The organism is Pseudoxanthomonas sp. J31, assembly GCF_000510725.1.
GTDB lineage: Bacteria > Pseudomonadota > Gammaproteobacteria > Xanthomonadales > Xanthomonadaceae > Pseudoxanthomonas.
The window spans coordinates 1-20681 of record NZ_AZNZ01000007.1; the positions used below are offsets into that span (position 1 = coordinate 1).

A 20681-nucleotide genomic window follows, 5' to 3' on the forward strand; every position below is an offset into this window, starting at 1 on the left:
GCCCGTTTGGGTTTCGTCAACACCTCGTGAAGAGGTCGTTTTCCAAACCCCTCACCAACCCGCCGAAGCGTCCTTGGTGAGCGAGCCGCCCAGTATAGGCGACTTCCAGAAATCCGCAAGCACTTCGTGTTGAAGCCACTCCGTTCTCCCGGACCCCCCGGCAACACCGTGGTGTCGTCGGGAGGGCGCGCATTGTGCGCCTATCGAAAATTTTTGGGAAGGCCTTTCGCGAAAATTTTTTCATGCTGCATCGCCCGTTCATCACAGGCACGGCCTGCAGCCACTTCTGCCACGCCTTCAACGCCGGCCGGCAAGGCGCAGGCCGGCGTCTCCCCCGCACGCGGCAGCGTTGGTGCCCGCATGCCTGCGGGCACTGGTCTCACTGGGCGGGTCCTGCTGCGGCCTGGCCCTCCCGAGGGCGCCAGACGCAAAGGCGGAAGAAGCGTCGCGATGCACCTGCAGCTTATGCCGGGCATCTTGCAGTCCCGGTACCGGGCATGGGAGCGCAATCATGGTCATCGGGAATGAAACATCCGCCCTCGCCTGCCAGTGAAGGACAGATGCCGGAGCGGCGCGTCCCACGACGCGATGGCCGGAACGGGAGAGCTGCTACCTGGACCGGGCGCTTCCAGGCTCGGGGCCATGCCTGCGCCTGCCCCCTGCACGCAGGCGTCGACGCCTCGGGACTCCCGCGGGACGCCGGTACGCCTGCAAGGCACCGGGCCAAGGCGGGATTGTTCACGCAGGAGGGCCCTTCGACGGAGCCGCGCCGCCGCTGGAACGGCGCAAAGAAAAAGCCCGGCCGTGGGGCCGGGCTTTCCATGGCTGCGCAGACCGCCAGGTCAGGCGCGGCGGGCCATCATCAGCTTCTTGATCTCCGCGATCGCCAGGGCCGGGTTCAGGCCCTTCGGGCAGGTCCGCGCGCAGTTCATGATGGTGTGGCAACGGTACAGCTTGAACGGGTCCTCGAGGTCGTCCAGGCGCGCACCGGTGTCCTCGTCGCGCGAGTCCACGATCCAGCGGTAGGCCTGCAGCAGGATCGCCGGGCCCAGGTAGCGCTCGCCGTTCCACCAGTAGCTCGGGCAGCTGGTCGAGCAGCAGGCGCACAGGATGCACTCGTACAGGCCGTCCAGCTTCTTGCGGTCCTCAGGCGACTGCAGGCGCTCGCGGTCCGGCGGCGGCGGCGTCTGGGTGCGGATCCAGGGCTTGATCGAGGCGTACTGCGCGTAGAAGTGGGTCAGGTCCGGGACCAGGTCCTTGACCACGTTCATGTGCGGCAGCGGGTAGATCGGCACCTCGGCCTTGCGGCAGTCTGCGATGGCGCGGGTGCACGCCAGCGTGTTGGTGCCGTCGATGTTCATCGCGCACGAGCCGCAGATGCCCTCGCGGCAGGAACGCCGGAAGGTCAGGGTCGGGTCGATCTCGTTCTTGATCTTGATCAGCGCGTCCAGGACCATCGGACCGCACTTGTCGAGATCGATCTCGTAGGTGTCGGTGCGCGGGTTGGCGCCGTCGTCCGGGCTCCAGCGATACACCTTGAAGGTGCGCACGTTCTTCGCGCCGGCCGGCGCGGGATAGTGCTTGCCCTTGGTGATGCGGGAATTCTTGGGGAGTGCAAACTCTGCCATTGGTCTGTCTCTGGCCCTGGCTCAGTACACGCGTGGCTTGGGCGGCACCACATCCACATCCTTGGTCAGGGTGTACATGTGCACCGGACGGTAGTCGAAGCTGGTCTTGCCGGTCTCCGCGTCCACGGTGACCAGGGTGTGCTTCTGCCAGTTGGCGTCGTCGCGCTCCGGATAGTCCTCGTGCGCGTGGGCGCCGCGGCTTTCCTTGCGCTGCTCGGCCGAGTTGATGGTGGCGACGGCGTTGAGCAGCAGGTTGTGCAGCTCGTAGGTTTCGATCAGGTCGGAGTTCCAGACAAGCGAGCGGTCGGAGACGCGGACGTCCTGGAAGCTGTCGTAGATCTGCGCCATCTTCTCGCAGCCTTCCTTGAGCGTCTTGCTGGTGCGGAACACCGCGGCGTCGGCCTGCATGGTGCGCTGCATCCGGTCGCGGATGACCGCGGTCGGGGTGTCGCCGTTGGCGTGGCGCAGCTTGTCCAGGTGGGCCAGCGCCTTGTCGCAGGCGTCGGACGGCAGCGGCTTGTGCGGGGCGCCCTTCTTGATGGTCTCGGCGCAGCGGTTGGCCACCGCGCGGCCGAACACCACCAGGTCCAGCAGCGAGTTGGAGCCCAGGCGGTTGGCGCCGTGCACCGACACGCAGGCTGCCTCGCCGATCGCGTACAGGCCCGGCACGACCGCATCCGGGTCGTCGCCGACCTTGCGCACCACTTCGCCGTGGTAGTTGGTCGGGATGCCGCCCATGTTGTAGTGCACGGTCGGGATGACCGGGATCGGCTCCTTGTGCACGTCGACGCCGGCGAAGATGCGGGCGCTCTCGGCGATGCCCGGCAGCTTCTCGTCGATCACCTCCGGGCCCAGGTGGGTCAGGTCGAGCAGGATGTGGTCCTTGTGCTCGCCGACGCCGCGGCCCTCGCGGATCTCGATGGTCATCGAGCGCGACACCACGTCGCGCGAGGCCAGGTCCTTGTAGTGCGGGGCGTAGCGCTCCATGAAGCGTTCGCCGTTGGCGTTGCGCAGGATGCCGCCCTCGCCGCGGACGCCCTCGGTGATCAGGCAGCCGGCGCCGTAGATGCCGGTCGGGTGGAACTGCACGAACTCCATGTCCTGCATCGGCAGGCCGGCACGCATCACCAGGCCGCCGCCGTCGCCGGTGCAGGTGTGGGCGGAGGTCGCGCTGAAGTAGGCGCGGCCGTAGCCGCCGGTGGCCAGCACCACGCCGTGGGCGCGGAACAGGTGCAGCGTGCCCTCGGCCATGTCCAGCGCCAGCACGCCGCGGCACACGCCCTCGTTGTCGAAGATCAGGTCGAGCGCGAAGTACTCGATCATGAACCGGGCGTTGTGCGCCAGCGACTGCTGGTACAGGGTGTGCAGCATGGCGTGGCCGGTGCGGTCGGCGGCCGCGCAGGTACGCTGCGCCGGCGGGCCCTCGCCGAAGCGGGTGGTCATGCCGCCGAACGGGCGCTGGTAGATCTTGCCGTCCTCGGTGCGGGAGAACGGCACGCCGTAGTGCTCCAGCTCGATGATGGCCGGGATCGCCTCGCGGCACATGTATTCGATGGCGTCCTGGTCGCCCAGCCAGTCCGAGCCCTTGATGGTGTCGTAGAAGTGGTAGCGCCAGTCGTCCTCGCCCATGTTGCCCAGGGCGGCGGAGATGCCGCCCTGGGCGGCGACGGTGTGCGAACGGGTCGGGAAGACCTTGGTCAGGCACACCGTCTGCAGGCCCTTCTGGGCCAGGCCGAAGGTGGCGCGCAGGCCGGCGCCACCGGCGCCGACGACGACCATGTCGTACTTGTGTTCGGTGATCTTGTAAGCGGACATCGGGTCTGTTTCCTTTGCGCGGTCAGCCGGCCAGCGCGATGCGGGCCACGGCGAAGATGCTGACGATCGCGCCAAGCACCGCGATGAACTTCACGCTGACCTGGAGCGCCAGGGCCAGCAGGGAATTGTGGACGTAGTCCTCCAGGACCACCTGCAGGCCCAGCTGGGCGTGCCAGAACATGGCGACCAGGAAGCCGACCAGCAGCACCGCGTTCCAGGGCTTGGACACGGCCTCGGTGGCGGCCAGGTAGTCGCTGCCGGCCAGGCTCACGACGAAGTACACGAACCACAGCGACAGGAACGCCAGCGCGGTGGCGGTCAGGCGCTGGTGCACGAAGTGCTCGGTGCCAGCCTTGGCCGCACCCAGGCCGCGCACGTTCTTCAGGGGGGTACGGTAACGGCTCACGCGGCACCTCCGTTCAGCGCAAAAGCCCACACGATCGCGGTGATCACCAGGCTGCCGATGATCGACAGCCAGCTGTTGCGCACGAACACCGGGATGCTGAACCCGTGCGCGAAGTCCTGGGCGATGTGGCGGATGCCGTTGCACAGGTGGTAGGCAAAGCACCAGGTCCAGCCGAACAGGAACACCTGGCCGTACCAGGCGCCGGCATGGTCGCTGAAGCAGGCCCAGCTGTCCGGGCCGAGCATCAGCGCCAGCAGGCCACCGGCAAGGACCAGGGCGCCGCCGGCCAGGACGATGCCCGTGGCGCGGTGGAGGATCGAGGTCACCATCTGGACCTGCCAGCGGTACACCTGCAGGTGGGGTGACAGGGGGCGTTCGCGGCTGCTCATTCGCTGGCTCGTAGTCTCGGCTGTGCGGGCAAACCGCCCGCGTGGCTCCTGGGGCGCTGCCTTCGCATCAGAAATCGATGCAGCGTCCGTTCTTCTCCCAGTCCCCGTAGCGGGTCGGTTCCGGACCCTCTCGCCCGCCGATCTCGCGCGGCGGCGCCTTCGCGGCGTCCTTGTCGAGCGACGGCGCGGCTTCCGGCGCGTCTTCGTCCTCTGGAACCACGGGGCTATGACCTATCATGGATAGTCCTTTGCAAGCGCAAAATTTTAAGCCGGGGTTAACGTGCCTGACAACCAGCCCCTACCAAGCCCCTTGAATCTCCGGGAGTTTTTCGCGCTGGACGGGTGGTCCGTCCTCGCCCTGGAAGGCCCCGACGCGGCGGTCTTCGCGCATGCCCAGTTCGCCAGCGACGTACGGGCGCTGGCGACCGGGCACTGGCAGTGGAGCACCTGGCTCAACCCCAAGGGCCGGGTAATCGCCCTGTTCGCCCTGCTGCGCACCGGCGACGGAAGCTTGCGCATGCTGCTGCCGGATGCCAATGCGACGTTGGTCGGCGATGCCCTGCGCCGCTTCGTGTTCCGGCGCAAGGTGGTGCTGGCGCCGCGCGCGGACCTGCACGTGGCCGGCGCGTTCGGCGCGGCGCAGCCGGCACCCGGCGTACTGGAAGGCGCCGAGGACGCCCCCGATGGGCTGCGCCTGGGCATCGCCCCGGGCCGCGTGCTGCGGATTGGCACCTCCCCTGCCCCGGCGTACGCGGAGGCGGTCGCCGCCTGGGACGTCGCCGACCTGCGCGCCGGGATCCCGCGCCTGCCCGCGTCCCAGGCCGAGCAGTGGACCCCGCAGCAGCTCGGGCTGGAGCGGCTGCGCGCCTTCAGCGTGAGCAAGGGCTGCTATCCGGGCCAGGAAATCGTGGCCAGGACCCATTTCCTGGGCAAGGCCAAGCGCCAGCTGGTGCTGTTGCGTGCGGGCGATGCGGCGGAGGCCGGCGCCGAGGTCGCGCAGGACGGGCGCGCCATCGGCAACGTGGTGGCGGCGGCCGGCCAGGCACCGCGCCTGGCGCTGGCGGTGCTGCCGCTGGAACTGGCGGACGCGCCGCTGGCGGCCGCGGGGGCACCGGCCACGGTCGAGCCATTCGCGGAAGTCGCCGCCCCCTGAGTTCGCGCGGGCCGGCGCTAGGCCACCAGGCGGCGGCCATCGCGGGGATCGAAGAAATGCACGCGCGCCGGGTCCGGGCGCAGGCGCACGCGGTCGCCGGGCGCCGGCAGGTCGCTCGGGGGCAGCCGCGCCACCAGCGCCTGCCCGCCGAAGTCCAGGTGCAGGTAGGCCTCGCTGCCCACCGCCTCGACCACCTCGACCCGCGCCTCCAGGCCCGCCCCCGCCCGCACCGGCAGCAGGTGTTCGGGGCGGATGCCCAGCACCACCTCCTGCTCCAGCCAAGCCGGCGGCACCTCCACCCCGGGCAGCGGAACCGGCGCGCCCTGCGCCATCTCCAGGCGCAGGCCGCCCCCGGCATGCAGGCGGCCGCGCAGTACGTTCATCGCCGGACTGCCGAGGAAGCCGGCCACGAACAGGTTGGCCGGGCGGTCGTACAGCGCCATCGGGGTATCGATCTGCTGCACCCGGCCGCCATCCAGCACCACGATGCGCTGGCCCAGGGTCATGGCCTCGACCTGGTCGTGGGTGACGTAGACCATGGTGGCGCCCAGCCGCTGGTGCAGGCGCGCGATCTCTGTGCGCGTGCCGTGGCGCAGCTTGGCGTCCAGATTCGACAGCGGCTCGTCCAGCAGGAACACCGCCGGCTCGCGCACCAGGGCGCGGCCCAGGGCCACGCGCTGGCGCTGGCCACCCGACAGCTCGGCCGGACGCTTGTCCAGCATGCCTTCCAGGCCCAGCATCCCGGCCGCCGAGGCGACCCGGCGCTCGACCTCGGCGCGCGTGGCGCCGCGCAGCTTCAGGCCGAACGCCAGGTTCCCGGCCACGGTCATGTGCGGATAGAGCGCGTAGCTCTGGAACACCATGGCGATGTCGCGGTCGCGCGGCGCCACGTCGTTGACCACCCGCCCGCCGATGCGCAGGGTGCCGGAGGTGATTTCCTCCAGCCCGGCGATCATGCGCAGCAGGGTGGACTTGCCGCAGCCCGAAGGCCCGACCAGCACCACCAGCTCGCCATCGCCGATCGTGAACGAGGCCTCGTGCACGGCCACGTGGCCGTTGCCGTAGACCTTGCGCACCTGTTCCAGCTGGACGTCCGCCATCGGCATCTCCGCATACGTATTCAACCAGCCCGCGCCGGGCGCGGACCGAGGCCGCGATGATGTCACGGCCGGCGGTGCAGGCGACGTGGCGGGTTCCCATGCCGCGTCCTCGCGGCCGGGCCAGCGGGTGCCGCCGCAACATACGCAGCAGCATGCGACGAACCGTTTCCGTGGACACTTTCCCGCCCACTGGACATTGCCCAAGGGGGCGGCCATATTTCGGAAGTTTCACGCATTACCTGCGGTCACCTGCCACCTTCCACCCGCTGCCCGGCGGGTGCGATCCGAAGAGAATCCACCGAACCAATGCCCCACCCCACGGAAGCCCACCGGATGCATGACACCCTGTTGCTGTTCGGCGCCACCGGCGACCTGGCACAGCGCTACCTGTTCCCCTCGCTCCTGCGCCTGATGGGCGACGGCCTCCTGCCGGAGGGCTTCCGCGTGCGCGCGATGGCGCTGTCGCCGCACGACACGGAGAAGTTCCGCGCGATCCTGCGCGAGCGCTTCGCCAACCTGGGCCACTACACGCCCTCGCCGGACCTGGTGGAGGCGTTCCTGCAGCGCGTGGACTACCGTTCGGTGGACATGCGCACCCCGGCCTCGGTGGCCGAGGCGGTGCGCGACATGACCGACCGCCCGTGCGTGAGCTATCTGTCGATCCCGCCGGGCCTGTACATCAGCACCTGCGAGGGCCTGGCCCTGGGCGGCGCGTTCGCCGCGCCCAGCCGGCTGATGCTGGAGAAGCCGATCGGCGCCGACCTGGCCTCGGCGCGCGAGATCAACGGCACGATCGGCAAGCTGATCGACGAGGACCGGATCTTCCGCATCGACCACTACCTGGGCAAGGCGGCGGTGCAGAACCTGCTGGCGCTGCGCTTCGGCAACGCCCTGCTGGAGGCGGTGTGGAACCGCAACTACATCGACTCGGTGCACATCCTGGTGTCCGAGAGCGAGGGCGTGGACGGGCGCAACTCCTACTACGCCCGCTCCGGCGCCCTGCGCGACATGGTCCAGAGCCACATCCTGCAGCTGCTGTGCCTGGTGGCGATGGAGCCGCCGGCCTCGCTGCAGGCCGACCGCATCCGCGACGAAAAGGTCAAGGTGCTGCGCGCCCTGCGCCCGTTCTGCGCCTCCGAGGCGCGCCGCCACAGCGTGCGCGGCCGCTACACCGCGGGCACCATCAACGGTGAGCCGGTGCAGGGCTACGCGCCGCCGGATGACAGCGATGTCGAAACCTTCGTCGGCGTCACCGCGCACATCGACAACTGGCGCTGGGCCGGGGTGCCGTTCCACCTGTGCACCGGCAAGCGCATGGCCGAGCGCTCAACCGTGGTCACCGTGACCCTCAAGCCGGTCACCCACTGGCTGTTCGAGCGCCCGGACCGCAACAACGCCGTGCCCAACCGCCTGACTTTCCGCCTGCAGCCGCAGGAGGACATCGAGCTGGGCCTGATGAGCAGCCTGGCCGGCCCGGAATGGGGCACCCTGGAGCTGCATCCGCTGGAACTGCAGCTGTCCTCGGAGACCGGCCAGAACCGCCGCATCGCCTACGAGCGCCTGTTCCTGGATGCCTTCCACGGCAACCACGCCCTGTTCGTGCGCAATGACGAGGTCGAGGCCGCCTGGGCCTGGATCGACAGCGTGGTCGACGCCTGGCGCGCCGACAACTCGCCGCTGCAGCCCTACCCGGCCGGCAGCTGGGGTCCGGAGGACGCGGCCGTGTTCCTGCCTGAAAGCTTCGACGCCGTCGCGCGTCCGGCACGCGACGCCCGCTGACCATGGCCGAACTGTTCCTGATCGCCGACATCGGCGGCACCAACGCGCGTTTCGCCCTGGCCGACCCAGGCGCCCCGGTCCCGCTGCTGGAGGACAGCGTGCGCGAGTTCGCGGTGGCCCAGTTCCCGTCGCTGGCCGAGGCCGCGCGCCACTACCTCGACCAGGCCCAGGCCAGCGCCCACCGCGGCGTGTTCGCCGTCGCCGGCCGGGTTGACGGCGACGAGGCGCGCATCACCAACCATCCGTGGGTGATTTCGCGCCCGCGCACCCGCGAGATGCTGGGCTTCGAGCAGGTCTACCTGATCAACGACTTCGCCGCCCAGGCCATGGCCATCAGCCTGTACCGGGCCGAGGACGTGGTGCCGATCGGCGGCGTGTCCTGGACCCCGGCGCCGCTGGGCGAGCCGCGCACCTACGCCGTGCTCGGCCCGGGCACCGGCCTGGGCGTGGGCGGGCTGGTGGTGCGCGACGGCCGCTGCTACCCGCTGGAGACCGAGGGCGGCCACGTCAGCTTCCCGCCGGGCACGCCGGAGGAGATCCGCATCCTGGAAATCCTGTCGGCGCAGTTCGGCCGCGTCTCCAACGAGCGCCTGATCTGCGGCCCCGGCCTGGTCAACATCCACCGCGCCCTGTGCGAGATCGCCGGGGTCGACCCGGGCCTGCTCGAGCCCAAGGACGTCACTGCCCGCGCCGCCGCCGGCGACCCGCTGTGCATGCGCGCGGTGGACGTGTTCTGCGCGGTGTTCGGCGCCATTTCCGGCGACCTGGTGCTGACCCTGGGCGCCTGGGACGGCGTGTTCCTCACCGGCGGCCTGGTGCCGAAGATGCTGGACTCGCTGCGCCATTCCGGCTTCCGCCAGCGCTTCGAATACAAGGGCCGGTTCTCGCCGACCATGGCCCGCGTGCCCTCGCTGGCGGTGCTGCATCCGCATGCCGGCCTGCTCGGCGCGGCCGCCTACGCGGTGGACATGGTCCGCCGGGAGGGCCTGGCGTGATCGCCGATCCGCGCATCGAATGGCTCGAACACGCCGGCGTGGACGCCTGGGGCGAGGCGATCGCCGCCGACCTCCAGGCCGCGCTGGCCGCCGACCTGGCCACCCGTGGCCGTGCCCGCGCCCTGCTCTCCGGCGGCACCACCCCGGCGCCGGCCTACACCCGGCTGGCGCAGGCGCCGCTGGACTGGTCGAAGGTGAGCGTCGGCCTGGTCGACGACCGCTTCGTGCCCGCCGACCATCCGGCCAGCAACACCAGGCTGATCCGCGAGAGCCTGCTGGAGCGCGCGCCCGGCCTGCATTTCGAGCCGCTGGTACGCGAGGGGCTGTCGGCCGCCGAATGCGTGGAAGCCGCCAACCGCGAATCGGCCAACGCGCAGGATCCATGCGTGGCGGTGCTGGGCATGGGCAACGACGGCCACACCGCCTCGCTGTTCCCCGGTTCGGTGGACCTGGACGCGGCGCTGGCCGCGCAGGCCGACTACGCCGTGCTCGACGCCACCGGCTGCCCGGTCGCGGCCGAGTGGACCACGCGCATCACCCTCACCCGCGCCGGCCTGGCCCGCTGCCGCCGGCACCTGCTGCTGCTGCGCGGCGAGGCCAAACGCGAGGTGCTGGAGCGTGCCCTGGCCGGCGACGACGTGCGCGAAATGCCGATCCGCGCGGTGCTGGGCCTGAGCGCCAGCCCACTGCGCGTACACTGGTGTCCTTGATGCGAGGCCCGCCGCCCGCACCTCTCTGATACCGGGGCGACACGCCCCGGGCCCGCCGCCCCGTCCCTGCAGCCCGCGCCGGCGACGGCGCCAGCTCCGCCACTTCCTGGTACGACATGAGCCTGCATCCGAAGATCGAAGCCGTCACCGAGCGCATCCGCAAGCGCAGCGCCCCCTCGCGCGCCGCCTACCTGGCCGGCATCGACGAGGCGGTGCGCAACGGCCCCAACCGCACCCCGCTCAGCTGCGCCAACCTGGCCCACGTGTTCGCCGCCTGCGGCGAGCACGACAAGGCCCGCCTGCGCGGCTCGGCGACGCCCAACCTGGGCATCATCACCGCCTACAACGACATGCTCTCGGCGCACCAGCCGTACGAGCACTACCCGGAGCGGATCCGCGCCCTGGCCCGCGAGCTGGGTGCCACCGCGCAGGTGGCCGGCGGGGTGCCGGCGATGTGCGACGGCGTCACCCAGGGCCGCGGCGGCATGGAGCTGTCGCTGTTCTCGCGCGACGTGATCGCCCAGGCCACCGCCATCGGCCTGAGCCACGACGCCTTCGACGCGGCCCTGTACCTGGGCATCTGCGACAAGATCGTGCCGGGCCTGCTGATCGGCGCCCTGGCCTTCGGCCACCTGCCGGCGCTGTTCGTGCCGGCCGGCCCGATGCCCTCGGGCATCCCCAACAAGAAGAAGGCCGAGGTGCGCGAGCGCTACGCCGCCGGCGAGGCCACCCGCGAGGAACTGCTGGAGGTGGAGGCTCAGTCCTACCACTCCCCGGGCACCTGCACTTTCTACGGCACGGCCAACTCCAACCAGGTGCTGCTGGAGGCCATGGGCGTGCAGCTGCCGGGCAGCTCGTTCATCAACCCGGGCACGCCGCTGCGCAAGGCGCTGGACGAGGAAGCCGTGCGCCGGGTGCTGCAGATGACCGCGCTGGGCGATGACTACCGTCCCCTGGGCCGGCTGATCGACGAGCGCGCCATCGTCAACGCCATCGTCGCGCTGATGGCCACCGGCGGCTCGACCAACCACACCATCCACTGGATCGCCGTGGCCCGCGCCGCCGGCATCGTCCTGACCTGGGACGACATGGACCAGATCTCGCAGGTGGTGCCGCTGCTGGCGCGCGTGTACCCCAATGGCGAGGCCGACGTGAACCGCTTCCAGGCCGCCGGCGGCGTGCCGTTCGTGTTCCGCGAGCTGCTGGACGCGGGCCTGATGCACGACCTGCAGACCGTGGTGCCGGAAGGCATGCGCGCCTACACCCGCGAGCCGCGCCTGGAGAACGGCGTGCTGGGCTCGGCCCCCGCGGCGGCGGCCTCCGGCGACGAGAGCGTGGTGCGCACCGTGGCCGCGCCGTTCGAGAGCCAGGGTGGCCTGCGCCTGCTCCGCGGCAACATCGGCCGCGCCCTGATCAAGCTGTCGGCGGTCAAGCCGGAGCACCGCTGCGTCGAGGCACAGGCGGTGGTGGTCGACGCCCCGCAGAAGCTCAACAAGCTGCACGCCGCCGGCGTGCTGCCGCACGACTTCGTCGCGGTGGTCACCTACCAGGGCCCGCGCGCCAATGGCATGCCCGAGCTGCACTCGCTGGCGCCGCTGCTGGGCATGCTGCAGAACCAGGGCCGCAAGGTGGCGCTGGTCACCGACGGCCGCCTGTCCGGCGCATCAGGCAAGATCCCGGCGGCGATCCACGTCACCCCGGAAGCGGCGCGCGGGGGCCCGATCGGCAAGATCCGCGACGGCGACATCGTGCGCCTGGACAGCGAGGCCGGCGTGCTCGAAGTACTGGTCGACGCGGCCGAGTGGAACGCCCGCGAGGTGGCACCCAACACCAGCCGCGCGGCGCACGACCTGGGCCGCAACCTGTTCGCCTACAACCGCGCCAACGTCGGTCCGGCCGACCAGGGCGCAACCTCGATCTCCTGTGGCCCGCCGGCGCACGACGGCAGCGCCTGGGACTACGACGCCGAGTACGAACTGGGCAGCACGGCCGAGGCGGCGCTGGCGCCGCACGCCGAGAAGGACAACTGAGCTACCGCCGCCGCGCCCGCGGCGGCCCACCCCATGCACGCGCGGCCCGTGGCCGCGACCCCGCACTTACGGAGCCACCGATTCCATGAGCATCGACCAGACCCAGGCCAAGGCCGAACAGCTGCTGAGCCAGGCCGGCATCCTGCCGGTGGTCACCGCCGACAGCGTCGACGAGGCGCGCAAGCTTTCCGCCGCGCTGCTCAAGGGCGGACTGACCGCGATCGAACTGACCCTGCGCACCCCCTGCGCGCTGGATGCGCTGGTGGCGCTCAAGAAGGAACTGCCCGGCATCGCCGTGGGCATGGGCACGGTGACCACGGTCGAGCAGATGCAGAAGTGCATCGAGCTGGGCGCCGATTTCCTGGTCACCCCGGGCACCCCGGCCGAACTGGCCGACGCGCTGGCCAGGGCGCCGATCCCGGCCGTGCCCGGCGGTGCGACCCCGACCGAATTCCTGTCGCTGATGGCGCGCGGCTTCCGCGTGTGCAAGCTGTTCCCGGCCAACGCGGTCGGCGGCCTGGCCATGCTCAAGGGCCTGGCCGGCCCGCTGGCCGAGCTGAAGATCTGCCCCACCGGCGGCATCACCGAAGACACCGCGGCCGAGTTCCTGGCCCAGCCGAACGTGGTCTGCGTGGGCGGCTCGTGGATGGTGCCGAAGAACTGGCTCAAGGCCGGCGAGTGGGACAAGGTCGAGGCCAGCGCGGCCAAGGCCGCCGGGATTGTTGCCGCGGCGCGCGCGGCCTGAGCCGCCTCACCTCGACACCAGGAAAGCCGGGCAATGCCCGGCTTTTTTGTTGCCGACGGTTACGGACCGGCCACCTCGATCCTTACCTCTGCCCCGGGCCGGGTGATGCGCAGCTCGCCACCGGTCCACTTGGCGGGGCGGCCATCGATCGTCGTCCGTCCGGGATGGCCCGCGTATGGCCAGGGCAGCACCAGCCCGCCCGGCGGCAGCCCTGCGTCGCCGGCCACGTCCAGCTGCAGCTGTCCGTCGCGGCGGCGCAGCGCGTAGCCGAGGCGGCCGTGGGGGGTGTGCAGGCCGCGCACCTGGATGCCCTCGCCTTCCAGCCAGTCCAGCGGCACGCCGGCGGCCAGCACCAGGCTGTCGTCGCGCTCGCGGTGGTAGGCGAACATGTCCAGCGCCGAGCGCACGAAGTCCGAGGCCACCCAGGCATGCGGCAGGTCGCCGACGAAGAACGGCTTGCGCGGCGTGGCCGAGACCACCTCGGCCCACTGGTTCCAGGGCGGCGGCGCGCGGTCGGCGAAGAAGTACTCCACCGCCTGCCAGGCGCGGTCGCGCCAGCCCAGGCGCACGAAGGCGGCCACGTTGCGCCACTCGTAGGGCGTGTAGTCCTTCCATTCGCGGCGGCCGTCGCGGCGCTCGACGAACTGCTGCCAGTAGCGCTCGAAGGTGTTCTCCAGCAGCTCGCGCGGCAGCCAGTCCTGCTCGCCGCCCGGGGCCAGCGCGATGGTGGTCGAGGTCGGGTCGAAGTCGCCCAGTTCCGCGGCGCCGGGCAGGTAGTCGATGCCATGGCGGGCGGTGGCGGCGCGCAGCGATGCGGCGAGGTCGGCGCGGAACTGGTCGCGCGCGGCGGCCATGCGCCGGGCCTCCTCGCGCAAGCCCAGCGCCTGGGCCACTTCCACCGCGTCCTTGTAGCCGCGCAGGGCCCAGAAGTTGTCCCAGTACGAGTGCATCGGCTTGGCCGAATAGCCCTCGTGGCTGATCGACACCGGCATCATCCCGTAGAAGGCCGGGTCGCGCCTGCGGTTCTCCTCTGTGCGCTCGCTGGCGCGCAGCCGTTCCATGTAGTCGAACGCACCGCGCACGTGCGGCCACATCCGCTGCAGGAATTCGCGGTCGCCGGTGTAACGCCAGTACTCGGCGATGTTGAACACCAGCTCGCCGTGGCTGTCGTTCTCCGGCACCGGGTCGCTGCCGCGCGCGTCGACGCAGCACGGGACCTTGCCGTTCTCGAACTGGTAGGGCGCGTACCACTCCAGGTACTGGCGCACGACCTCGGGCCGCCCCAGGCGCAGCAGGCCTTCGGAGATCATCGCCCCGTCGCGGATCCAGCTGCGCGAATACGAGCGCGTGCCCGGCTGCAGGCGCGGGCCGACGCGCGAGACCAGCATGTGCGCCAGCGCGGTGCGCACGGTGGCGGCGAAGTCGCGGCCCTCCGCCGGGAGCCGCAGCTCCACCTGGCCCAGCAGTTCCTGCCAGCGCGCAGCGGTTTCTTCGGCGGCACGCGCGGCGTCGAAACCGGGCGGCGGAGCAGTTTCGCCGTCCAGCGGCGCCACCAGGGCGACCTCGCGTTCCTCGCCGGGGGCCAGCCGCCAGCGGTACAGCAGCATGCCCGAGGCCAGGCCGGTCGGATCCTCCACCGCGGATGCGGCAGGGATGTCGCCGGAGGCCAGGCGCTGCACGTCCAGCCCGGCGTCGAACGGCGTGGCAAAGGCCTGGTCCGGTGGCCGGGTCGCGTAGACCCGCGGCCGGCCGTCCACCGACACGGTGGCGCCGTCGATGGCCAGCGAGCTGATCGGGCTGACGCCGCCGATGGTGTTGAGGAACTGCGCCGGCGGATTGACCTGCAAAGGCCGCACCGCCAGCGCCAGCACGTACTCGCGTGGTTGTGGATGCGGGTTGCGCAGGCGGTAGCGCGCGACCACGCGCGAGTCGCCCGCCTGGCCATGGGCGAAGGCGGAAACCTGCAGCGCCGGCGCATCGCCGCCTTCGCCGGCCGCGGTCCACTCCACCTCCGGCATGGGCAGCCCCTCGCCGGGCAGGCGCTGCACCGGCTTCACGTCGGCCCAGCCGACGAGCCGGCCGCCTTCGAGCACGAAGGGCTCGATGCTGAAGCCGCCACGCGCCAGCTCGACCGCGCCGTCCTCGCCGAGCAGGCCCTGCTCGCTGCCACCATCGACGCCGATGATGGTCCAGTAGGGCTGCTCGCCGCTGAAACCGCGCGGCAGCCAGCCGCGCGGCAGCTCGCGGGCCAGGGCCTTGATGAAATCATTGGGATGGGCCGAGAACTCCAGCGGCTGCACCTGCGCCTCGGCCAGGGCGTAGCGTCCGCCTTCCAGCCGCAGCGCGATCCGCCGCGCCTCCGCTTCCGGCAGCGCCAACCAGTCGCTGTCACCGCGGCCCTGCTCGACCGTGCGCACCGTGCGCCACTGGCCGTCGGCATCTTCCAGTTCCACCGCGTAGCGCTGCGGGCGCCGGCGGGCATCGGCCCAGCGCAGCACCAGGCCACCGAACTCGCGCTCCTGGCCCAGGTCCAGCAACAGGCGCTGGCGGCCGCGGGCCTCCCAGGCCGTGCCGCGGTCGCCGTCGATGGCGTGCACGGCGCGGGCGGCGGCAGTGCTGGCCTCCACCGCAACGGCCGCCGGCGGGGTGGCCGGATCCGGCGGCAGCGGTTCCAGCGCCAGCTCGTCGAAGCAGACGCTGCCGCGGCCGCCGGCATTGTTGTAGATGGTGAACTCGACCTTGGCACTGCGGCGGAGCACGCGATCCGGATCCGGGCCCCAGGCCTTGTCGATGTGGCGGGTGCGGTAGCGCACCTCGGTCCAGTCGGCCGGGAAGTCGTAGCGCGGGCGGTTGACCCAAAACACGTTGTCGCCGCTGGCGTCGACCAGCTTGAACTGCAGGTCGTTGGCCGGGGAATCGCCGCGCAGGTGGAAGGAGAAGCGGTAGTTGTCCGGGTACTCCAGCGGCAGGTCGCGCTGGATGCCGGCGTAGCCGGACACACCGTTGAAGTCGTAGTCCAGGCATAGGGCCCCGCCCCGGGCGCCTTCGACGCGGCGGATCGCACCGCTGACCTGGTCGGACGCGACCACCCTCCACGGCGCCGGATCCTCGAACCCGTCCAGCACCCGCGCCTGCGCGCCGGCGACGGCGGGATGCAGCGCCAGTGCGCCCGACAGCAGGATGGCTCCACGCATCGCCACAGGCACCATCGACGAACCTCCTATCCCTTGACGCTGCCCAGCAGCAGGCCCTGGATGTAGTAGCGCTGCAGCAGCAGGAACAGCAGCAGCACCGGCAGCACCGTGACCACCGCGCCGGCCATCATCAGTTCCACGTCCATGATGTGCTCGCGCGAGAGCGTGGCCAGGGCCACCGGCAGGGTGTAGTGCTCCTGGTCGGTGAGCACGATCAGCGGCCACATGAAGTCGTTCCAGGCGGCCATGAAGGAGAAGATCGCCAGCGTCACCAGCACCGGCTTGAGCATGGGCAGGACGATGGAGAAGAAGATCCGCCACTCCCCCGCCCCGTCGATCCGCGCCGCCTCCAGCAGCTCGTCGGGGATCGAGCGCGCGTACTGCCGCACCAGGAAGATGCCGAACACGCTGGCCAGCGCCGGCAGCACCACGCCGGCGTAGCTGTTGACCAGGCCCAGCTGCTTCATCAGCAGGAACAGCGGCAGCATCGCCACCTGCGCCGGCACCACCAGCGCCGCCAGCAGCAGCTGGAACAGCCGGTCGCGGCCGCGGAAGCGCAGCTTGGCGAAGGCATAGCCGGCCAGGGTGTTCACCAGCAGCGAACCGATGGTGATCGCGCCGGCCACCAGCAGGCTGTTGAGGAAGTTGCGGCCCATGCCGGTGCGGCCGAACAGCGCCCGGTAGTTCTCCCCGCTCAGCTCCGAGGGCAGCAACGGCGGCGGGAAACGCGCGGCCTCGCCGGTGGGCATGAACGACACCGAGAGCATCCACAGCAGCGGAGCCAGGCTCACCAGCGCCAGCGCAAACAACGCGCCGTTGACCAGCAGCGCGTGCAGGCGCGACTGCCCGACCTCGCGCCCGATGGACTGCCCTGCGCTCACACCATCCCCCTGCGGCGGCCGAGCCGCAGCATCAGCGTGGTCGCCGCCAGGATCACCACGAACAGCAGGAAGGCCACGGCCGAGGCGCGGCCCAGGTTCCACCACTTGAAGCCTTCCTCGAACATGAAGTACAGCACGCTGACCGTGCTCTGCAGCGGGTCGCCGCGGGTCATCACGTAGGGCTCGGCGAACAGCTGGAAGTAGCCGGACACGGTGATCACCCCGACCACCAGCAGCACCGGCCCCAGCTGCGGCAGGGTGATGTGCAGGAACTGCTGCCAGCGCGAGGCGCCGTCGATGCGCGCGGCCTCGTACAGGTCGCGCGGGATGGCCTGCAGGCCGGCGAGGAAGATCACCATGTTGTAGCCGAAGTTCTTCCACACCGCGAACAGGATGATGGTCGGCATCGCCCAGCGCGGGTCGCCCAGCCAGTCGACCGGGTCGATGCCCAGGTGGCCCAGCGCCCAGTTCACCAGGCCGTAGCTGGTATGGAACAGGTAGCGCCAGATCACCGCCACCGCCACAAGGGTGGTGACCACCGGCGCGAACAGCGCGGTGCGGAACAGGCCGCGCAGCCGCGCAGCCGGGGCGTTGAGCAGCAGTGCCGCGCCCAGCGACACCGCCACCGACAACGGCACGCCCAACACCACGAAATAGGTGGTGTTCCACAGCGCCTTCCAGAACAGCGGCGTGCGCAACAGCTCCAGGTAGTTGTCCAGGGCGACGAAGCGCAGGTTGCGCATGTCCGCCAGCGCGTACAGGTCGAAGTCGGTCAGGCTCAGCGCCAGCGCCGACAGCACCGGCAGGGCGAAGAACAGGCCCAGCACCAGCAGCGCCGGGCCCACGAACAGCCATCCGGCCAGGCGCGCGCTCATCGCCCCGCCCCCTGCGCGGCGGCGCGTTCGTGGATCCAGCGCCGCTTGGCGAGGATGCCGTCGACCCGCGCATCCAGCTCGCGCGCGGCCGCGTCCTGGGCCAGGCCGCCGCGCACCACCCGCTCGGTGACCAGGCGCATCTCCTGGGCGATGCGCTCCCACTCCAGCACCTTGGGCGCCGGCTTCGCGCGCTCCAGCTGGTCGCGGAACGCGGCGGCCAGCGGGTCGCCGGCCAGGTCCGGGTGTTCCCAGGCGCTGCGGCGCGGCGGCAGGTCGCCGATCAAGGCGTGGAAGCGCTGCTGGATGTCCGGGCGCGAAAGGAACTCCACCAGCTTCCAGGCCTGTTCCGAACGCGGCGAGCCACGGAACAGGACCAGGCTGGTGCCGCCGGCGATGCCCGCGCCCGGGCCGTGCGGCCCCGGCAGCGGCATCGTGCCCCACTGCCCTTCCAGCTGCGGCGGCTGGCGGCGGCGGAACTCGCGGATGTTCCAGGGCCCGGACAGGTAGAACGCGTAGGAGCCACGGAAGAATTCGTCCCAGACGTTGGAGATCTGGGTCTCGGAGACCTTCGGCGCCCAGCCCTGCTCGAACACGTTGGCGTAGAACGCCAGCGCGCGGCGGAAGCCGGGGCTGGAGAAGTTGCCGCGGGTGTCGTCGTCGCGCAGCAGCGGGTCGTCCTGCTGCAGCGCCAGCGACAGCTGCTGCTCGAATTCGTTGAGCGGCATCAGGATGGCGTGGCGCCCGGGCCCCAGGTGGCGCTTGACCGCGGCCATGGCCTGCTCCCACTCGGCCCAGGTGCGTGGCAGCTGTCCAACCCCGGCCTCGCGCAGCAGGTCCTTGCGGTAGAACAGCAGGCGCGTGTCCACGTACCACGGCACGCCCACCAGCTGGCCGTCGACCACGGCGGTGTCCCAGATGCCCGGGAAGTAGTCGGCCGGTTCAATGCTGGCCGAGGCATCCACCCGCGCCTGCAGCGGTTGCAGTGCGCCCAGCTGGGCGAATTCGGGGATCCAGGTATTGCCGAGCTGGCACACGTCCGGCATCGCGTCGGCGGCGAACGCGGTCAGCAGCTTCTCGTGCGCGGCGGTCCAGGGGATCTGCTGGATCTCCACCTCGATCCCGCTCTCGCGCTCGAACTCCTCGACCAGGACGCTTACCACCTCGGCCTCGCGGCCCATCGCCCAGAAGCGCACCGGCTGCGCGGCCGGGTCGCCGCCGCAACCGGCCAGCAGCAGCGCCAGCAACGGCAGCAGGCAGGCACGCAGCAGCCGCGGCGTGGCCATCACTGCCTCGGCGGCTGCGCGCGGTTGGCCGCGGCCGGCTCTTCCCTGCGCTGCTGCTCCTTGCGCTGGGCCTCGGCGGCCGCCGCGCGCGACTCGGCCATGCCCAGCGCGCGCGCGTCGGCGGCGCGGCGGTCGGCTTCCATGCCCTCGTCCTCGTCCTCCGGCGCCAGCCAGCCGCCGCGGAAGCCGGCACGCTCCAGGCCGGTGCGGATGTACGGGCTCTTCTTCATCACCGACCACACGAACTCGTTGCGGTAGTTGGCGATCATCGCCAGGATCGGCCCCTGGTCGATGCCGATGTAGTCGCTGGCCACCCAGCCCTTGCCGGGGACGATGCGCCCGGTCTTGAGCGGGATGTCGTAGTTGAAGCTGGGGTTGAACGAGTCCAGGAAGCCGTAGCTGGAGTACAGGTAGTCGCCGTAGCGGCGGAGCATCTCCTCCGTGGCCGGGATCACCACCTCCGGCGCGAACACGATCGAGGAGATCGCCGCGGTCGGGGCGATGGTGCCGTCGTCGAAGTTCTCGCGCAGGCCGGCGCCGCGCGAGGAATAGTGGCGGAATTCGCGCTCCTCGCCGCGGTAGATCTGGCGGGTGTTCTGCGGGCCGTCGCCGGCGGTCAGGCCCCAGACGTTCTCGCCGTAGTCCTTCCACTTCATCGGGTTGGCGATGGCGTACTCGCGCTGGGCCAGCGCCGCGCGGCGGCTGTTGAGGAAGTAGTCGATCCCGCGTTCGCGCATGTACTGGTCCTGGATGTCGCGGAAGTCGATCCAGACATGGCTGTACTGGTGGCCGAACAGCGGGCCGAAGCTCAGGTACTCCTGGCCGTAGTACACGCCCCAGTCGTTGTTGTAGGTGCGGGTCCACACCGTCCAGGCCTCCGGCTCGACCGCGTGGGTCGGCGAGCCCAGGGCCAGGATGTACAGCAGCATGGCCTCGTTGTAGCCCATCCAGTCGTGCTGGATGAACCCGCTCTCGGGGAACCAGCCCATCGAGATCAGCGGCGGGCGCACCTGCAGCCACTTCCAGTCCACCCGGCGGTAGAGCTGGTCGGCCAGCTTGCGGATCTCCTGTTCGCGCGGGTCGTCGCCTTCGTAGTAGGCCTGGGCGAACAGCACGCCCATCATCAGGATCGCGGTGTCCACGCTGGACAGCTCCACCCAGCTGTCGTAGCGGTGGCCGTTCTGCATGTCGAGGAAGTGGTAGTAGAAGCCCTTGTACGCACCGCGCCCGGTGGCCTGGGGCCCCTGCGGGATGTCGCGCAGGAAGCGCAGCGTGGTCAGGGTGCGGTCCACCGCCTGGGTGCGGCTGACCCAGCCGTTCTCGATGCCGATCGGGTACGCGGTCAGGGCGAAGCCGATCGAGGCCACGCTGGCGAACGGGCGCGAGGGATAGCGGTCCGGGGTCAACCCGTTCTGCTCGTTGGTGGTGTCCCAGAAGAACTGGAACGTGCGCCGCTCGATGTCGCGGAACAGCGGCGGCAGTTCCGGCCGCGGCGGGCGTTCGGGGAGCACGGGCTCGATCAGGATCACGTCGGGCTTGGGCGGCGGCGGCAGCTCGGCCGGCGGCGGCGGCGTTTCCTGCCGGCATCCGGCCAGCAGCAACAGGAGGCCCGCCAGGGGGACGATGCAGCGTTGCCAGTACCACCGTTTCAAGACCGCTCTCTCCTCATTGCCGCCGGCGGCGGGACCGGATCCGCTC

At 70.8% G+C, this 20681-nt stretch carries 17 protein-coding genes; 6 read left to right on the forward strand and 11 right to left on the reverse strand.

Annotated elements, in window-relative coordinates:
- Positions 1-842: 842 nt before the first annotated feature.
- The 5 genes from PSEJ31_RS0108855 to PSEJ31_RS16550 all read right to left on the reverse strand — a co-directional run bounded on the left by PSEJ31_RS0108855 (position 843) and on the right by PSEJ31_RS16550 (position 4458).
- Positions 843-1628: a succinate dehydrogenase iron-sulfur subunit gene (locus PSEJ31_RS0108855; RefSeq protein WP_019397706.1), complete on the reverse strand. Its 786-nt coding sequence runs from the start codon at positions 1626-1628 to the stop codon at positions 843-845.
- 21 nt (positions 1629-1649) lie between these two features.
- Positions 1650-3443 carry a succinate dehydrogenase flavoprotein subunit gene (gene sdhA / locus PSEJ31_RS0108860; protein ID WP_019397705.1) on the reverse strand — a complete coding sequence of 598 codons (1794 nt, stop codon included), beginning with the start codon at positions 3441-3443 and terminating at the stop codon, positions 1650-1652.
- A gap of 22 nt (positions 3444-3465) precedes the next feature.
- Positions 3466-3849: a succinate dehydrogenase, hydrophobic membrane anchor protein gene (sdhD, locus tag PSEJ31_RS0108865; RefSeq protein ID WP_019397704.1), complete on the reverse strand. Its 384-nt coding sequence runs from the start codon at positions 3847-3849 to the stop codon at positions 3466-3468.
- Positions 3846-4238 carry a succinate dehydrogenase, cytochrome b556 subunit gene (gene sdhC / locus PSEJ31_RS0108870; RefSeq protein WP_019397703.1) on the reverse strand — a complete coding sequence of 131 codons (393 nt, stop codon included), beginning with the start codon at positions 4236-4238 and terminating at the stop codon, positions 3846-3848. Before sdhC ends, sdhD begins: the two co-directional genes overlap by 4 nt.
- 67 nt (positions 4239-4305) lie before the next feature.
- Positions 4306-4458 (reverse strand): DUF1674 domain-containing protein, encoded by a 153-nt coding sequence (locus PSEJ31_RS16550; RefSeq protein WP_232211008.1) that lies wholly within the window; start codon positions 4456-4458, stop codon positions 4306-4308.
- 90 nt (positions 4459-4548) lie between these two features.
- Here PSEJ31_RS16550 and PSEJ31_RS15910 point away from each other — a divergent pair, with 90 nt between their 5' ends.
- A complete protein-coding gene (locus PSEJ31_RS15910; RefSeq protein ID WP_019397702.1) occupies positions 4549-5391 on the forward strand; it encodes a hypothetical protein in 843 nt (280 codons plus the stop codon).
- A gap of 17 nt (positions 5392-5408) precedes the next feature.
- Here the strand turns inward: PSEJ31_RS15910 and ugpC are convergent, their stop codons facing one another.
- A complete protein-coding gene (ugpC, locus tag PSEJ31_RS0108885) occupies positions 5409-6491 on the reverse strand; it encodes a sn-glycerol-3-phosphate ABC transporter ATP-binding protein UgpC (protein WP_028915256.1) in 1083 nt (360 codons plus the stop codon).
- Between the two features lie 333 nt (positions 6492-6824).
- On the opposite strand from ugpC, the gene zwf reads away from it, so the two are divergent.
- The 5 genes from zwf to eda all read left to right on the forward strand — a co-directional run bounded on the left by zwf (position 6825) and on the right by eda (position 12750).
- Complete coding sequence (gene zwf, locus PSEJ31_RS0108890) at positions 6825-8270, forward strand: glucose-6-phosphate dehydrogenase (RefSeq protein WP_028915257.1); 1446 nt, start codon at positions 6825-6827, stop codon at positions 8268-8270.
- Between the two features lie 2 nt (positions 8271-8272).
- Positions 8273-9265, forward strand: a complete 993-nt coding sequence (glk, locus tag PSEJ31_RS0108895; RefSeq protein WP_019397699.1) for a glucokinase — start codon at positions 8273-8275, stop codon at positions 9263-9265.
- The gene (pgl, locus tag PSEJ31_RS0108900) at positions 9262-9975 is read left to right on the forward strand and encodes a 6-phosphogluconolactonase (protein WP_028915258.1); all 714 of its coding nucleotides are present in this window, start codon (positions 9262-9264) and stop codon (positions 9973-9975) included. The genes glk and pgl overlap by 4 nt, the downstream gene beginning before the upstream one ends.
- 116 nt (positions 9976-10091) lie before the next feature.
- Positions 10092-12005 carry a phosphogluconate dehydratase gene (gene edd / locus PSEJ31_RS0108905; RefSeq protein ID WP_028915259.1) on the forward strand — a complete coding sequence of 638 codons (1914 nt, stop codon included), beginning with the start codon at positions 10092-10094 and terminating at the stop codon, positions 12003-12005.
- 85 nt (positions 12006-12090) lie between these two features.
- The gene (eda, locus tag PSEJ31_RS0108910; RefSeq protein ID WP_028915260.1) at positions 12091-12750 is read left to right on the forward strand and encodes a bifunctional 4-hydroxy-2-oxoglutarate aldolase/2-dehydro-3-deoxy-phosphogluconate aldolase; all 660 of its coding nucleotides are present in this window, start codon (positions 12091-12093) and stop codon (positions 12748-12750) included.
- 59 nt (positions 12751-12809) lie between these two features.
- Here the strand turns inward: eda and PSEJ31_RS0108915 are convergent, their stop codons facing one another.
- From PSEJ31_RS0108915 to PSEJ31_RS0108935, 5 genes are read right to left on the reverse strand one after another with little or no spacing between them, the layout of a single operon-like run.
- A complete protein-coding gene (locus PSEJ31_RS0108915) occupies positions 12810-15944 on the reverse strand; it encodes a discoidin domain-containing protein (RefSeq protein WP_051403706.1) in 3135 nt (1044 codons plus the stop codon).
- 26 nt (positions 15945-15970) lie between these two features.
- Complete coding sequence (locus tag PSEJ31_RS0108920; RefSeq protein ID WP_026010316.1) at positions 15971-16807, reverse strand: carbohydrate ABC transporter permease; 837 nt, start codon at positions 16805-16807, stop codon at positions 15971-15973.
- Positions 16808-16821: 14 nt separating this feature from the next.
- Positions 16822-17700 carry a sugar ABC transporter permease gene (locus PSEJ31_RS0108925; RefSeq protein WP_028915262.1) on the reverse strand — a complete coding sequence of 293 codons (879 nt, stop codon included), beginning with the start codon at positions 17698-17700 and terminating at the stop codon, positions 16822-16824.
- On the reverse strand, positions 17697-18983 hold the full coding sequence (locus PSEJ31_RS0108930) for a sugar ABC transporter substrate-binding protein (protein ID WP_019397692.1): 1287 nt from the start codon (positions 18981-18983) through the stop codon (positions 17697-17699). The genes PSEJ31_RS0108925 and PSEJ31_RS0108930 overlap by 4 nt, the downstream gene beginning before the upstream one ends.
- On the reverse strand, positions 18983-20635 hold the full coding sequence (locus PSEJ31_RS0108935; RefSeq protein WP_026010315.1) for a glucoamylase family protein: 1653 nt from the start codon (positions 20633-20635) through the stop codon (positions 18983-18985). The genes PSEJ31_RS0108930 and PSEJ31_RS0108935 overlap by 1 nt, the downstream gene beginning before the upstream one ends.
- Positions 20636-20681: the final 46 nt, after the last annotated feature.

Bases quoted from the DNA above. Each gene is read 5' to 3' on its own strand.
- edd (WP_028915259.1), top strand. From the start codon at position 10,092: ATGAGCCTGCATCCGAAGATCGAAGCCGTCACCGAGCGCATCCGCAAG.
- glk (WP_019397699.1), top strand. From the start codon at position 8,273: ATGGCCGAACTGTTCCTGATCGCCGACATCGGCGGCACCAACGCGCGT.
- sdhC (WP_019397703.1), bottom strand. From the start codon at position 4,238: ATGAGCAGCCGCGAACGCCCCCTGTCACCCCACCTGCAGGTGTACCGC.
- ugpC (WP_028915256.1), bottom strand. From the start codon at position 6,491: ATGGCGGACGTCCAGCTGGAACAGGTGCGCAAGGTCTACGGCAACGGC.
- eda (WP_028915260.1), top strand. From the start codon at position 12,091: ATGAGCATCGACCAGACCCAGGCCAAGGCCGAACAGCTGCTGAGCCAG.
- zwf (WP_028915257.1), top strand. From the start codon at position 6,825: ATGCATGACACCCTGTTGCTGTTCGGCGCCACCGGCGACCTGGCACAG.
- PSEJ31_RS0108930 (WP_019397692.1), bottom strand. From the start codon at position 18,983: ATGGCCACGCCGCGGCTGCTGCGTGCCTGCCTGCTGCCGTTGCTGGCG.
- sdhA (WP_019397705.1), bottom strand. From the start codon at position 3,443: ATGTCCGCTTACAAGATCACCGAACACAAGTACGACATGGTCGTCGTC.
- PSEJ31_RS0108925 (WP_028915262.1), bottom strand. From the start codon at position 17,700: ATGAGCGCGCGCCTGGCCGGATGGCTGTTCGTGGGCCCGGCGCTGCTG.
- PSEJ31_RS0108915 (WP_051403706.1), bottom strand. From the start codon at position 15,944: ATGCGTGGAGCCATCCTGCTGTCGGGCGCACTGGCGCTGCATCCCGCC.
- PSEJ31_RS0108855 (WP_019397706.1), bottom strand. From the start codon at position 1,628: ATGGCAGAGTTTGCACTCCCCAAGAATTCCCGCATCACCAAGGGCAAG.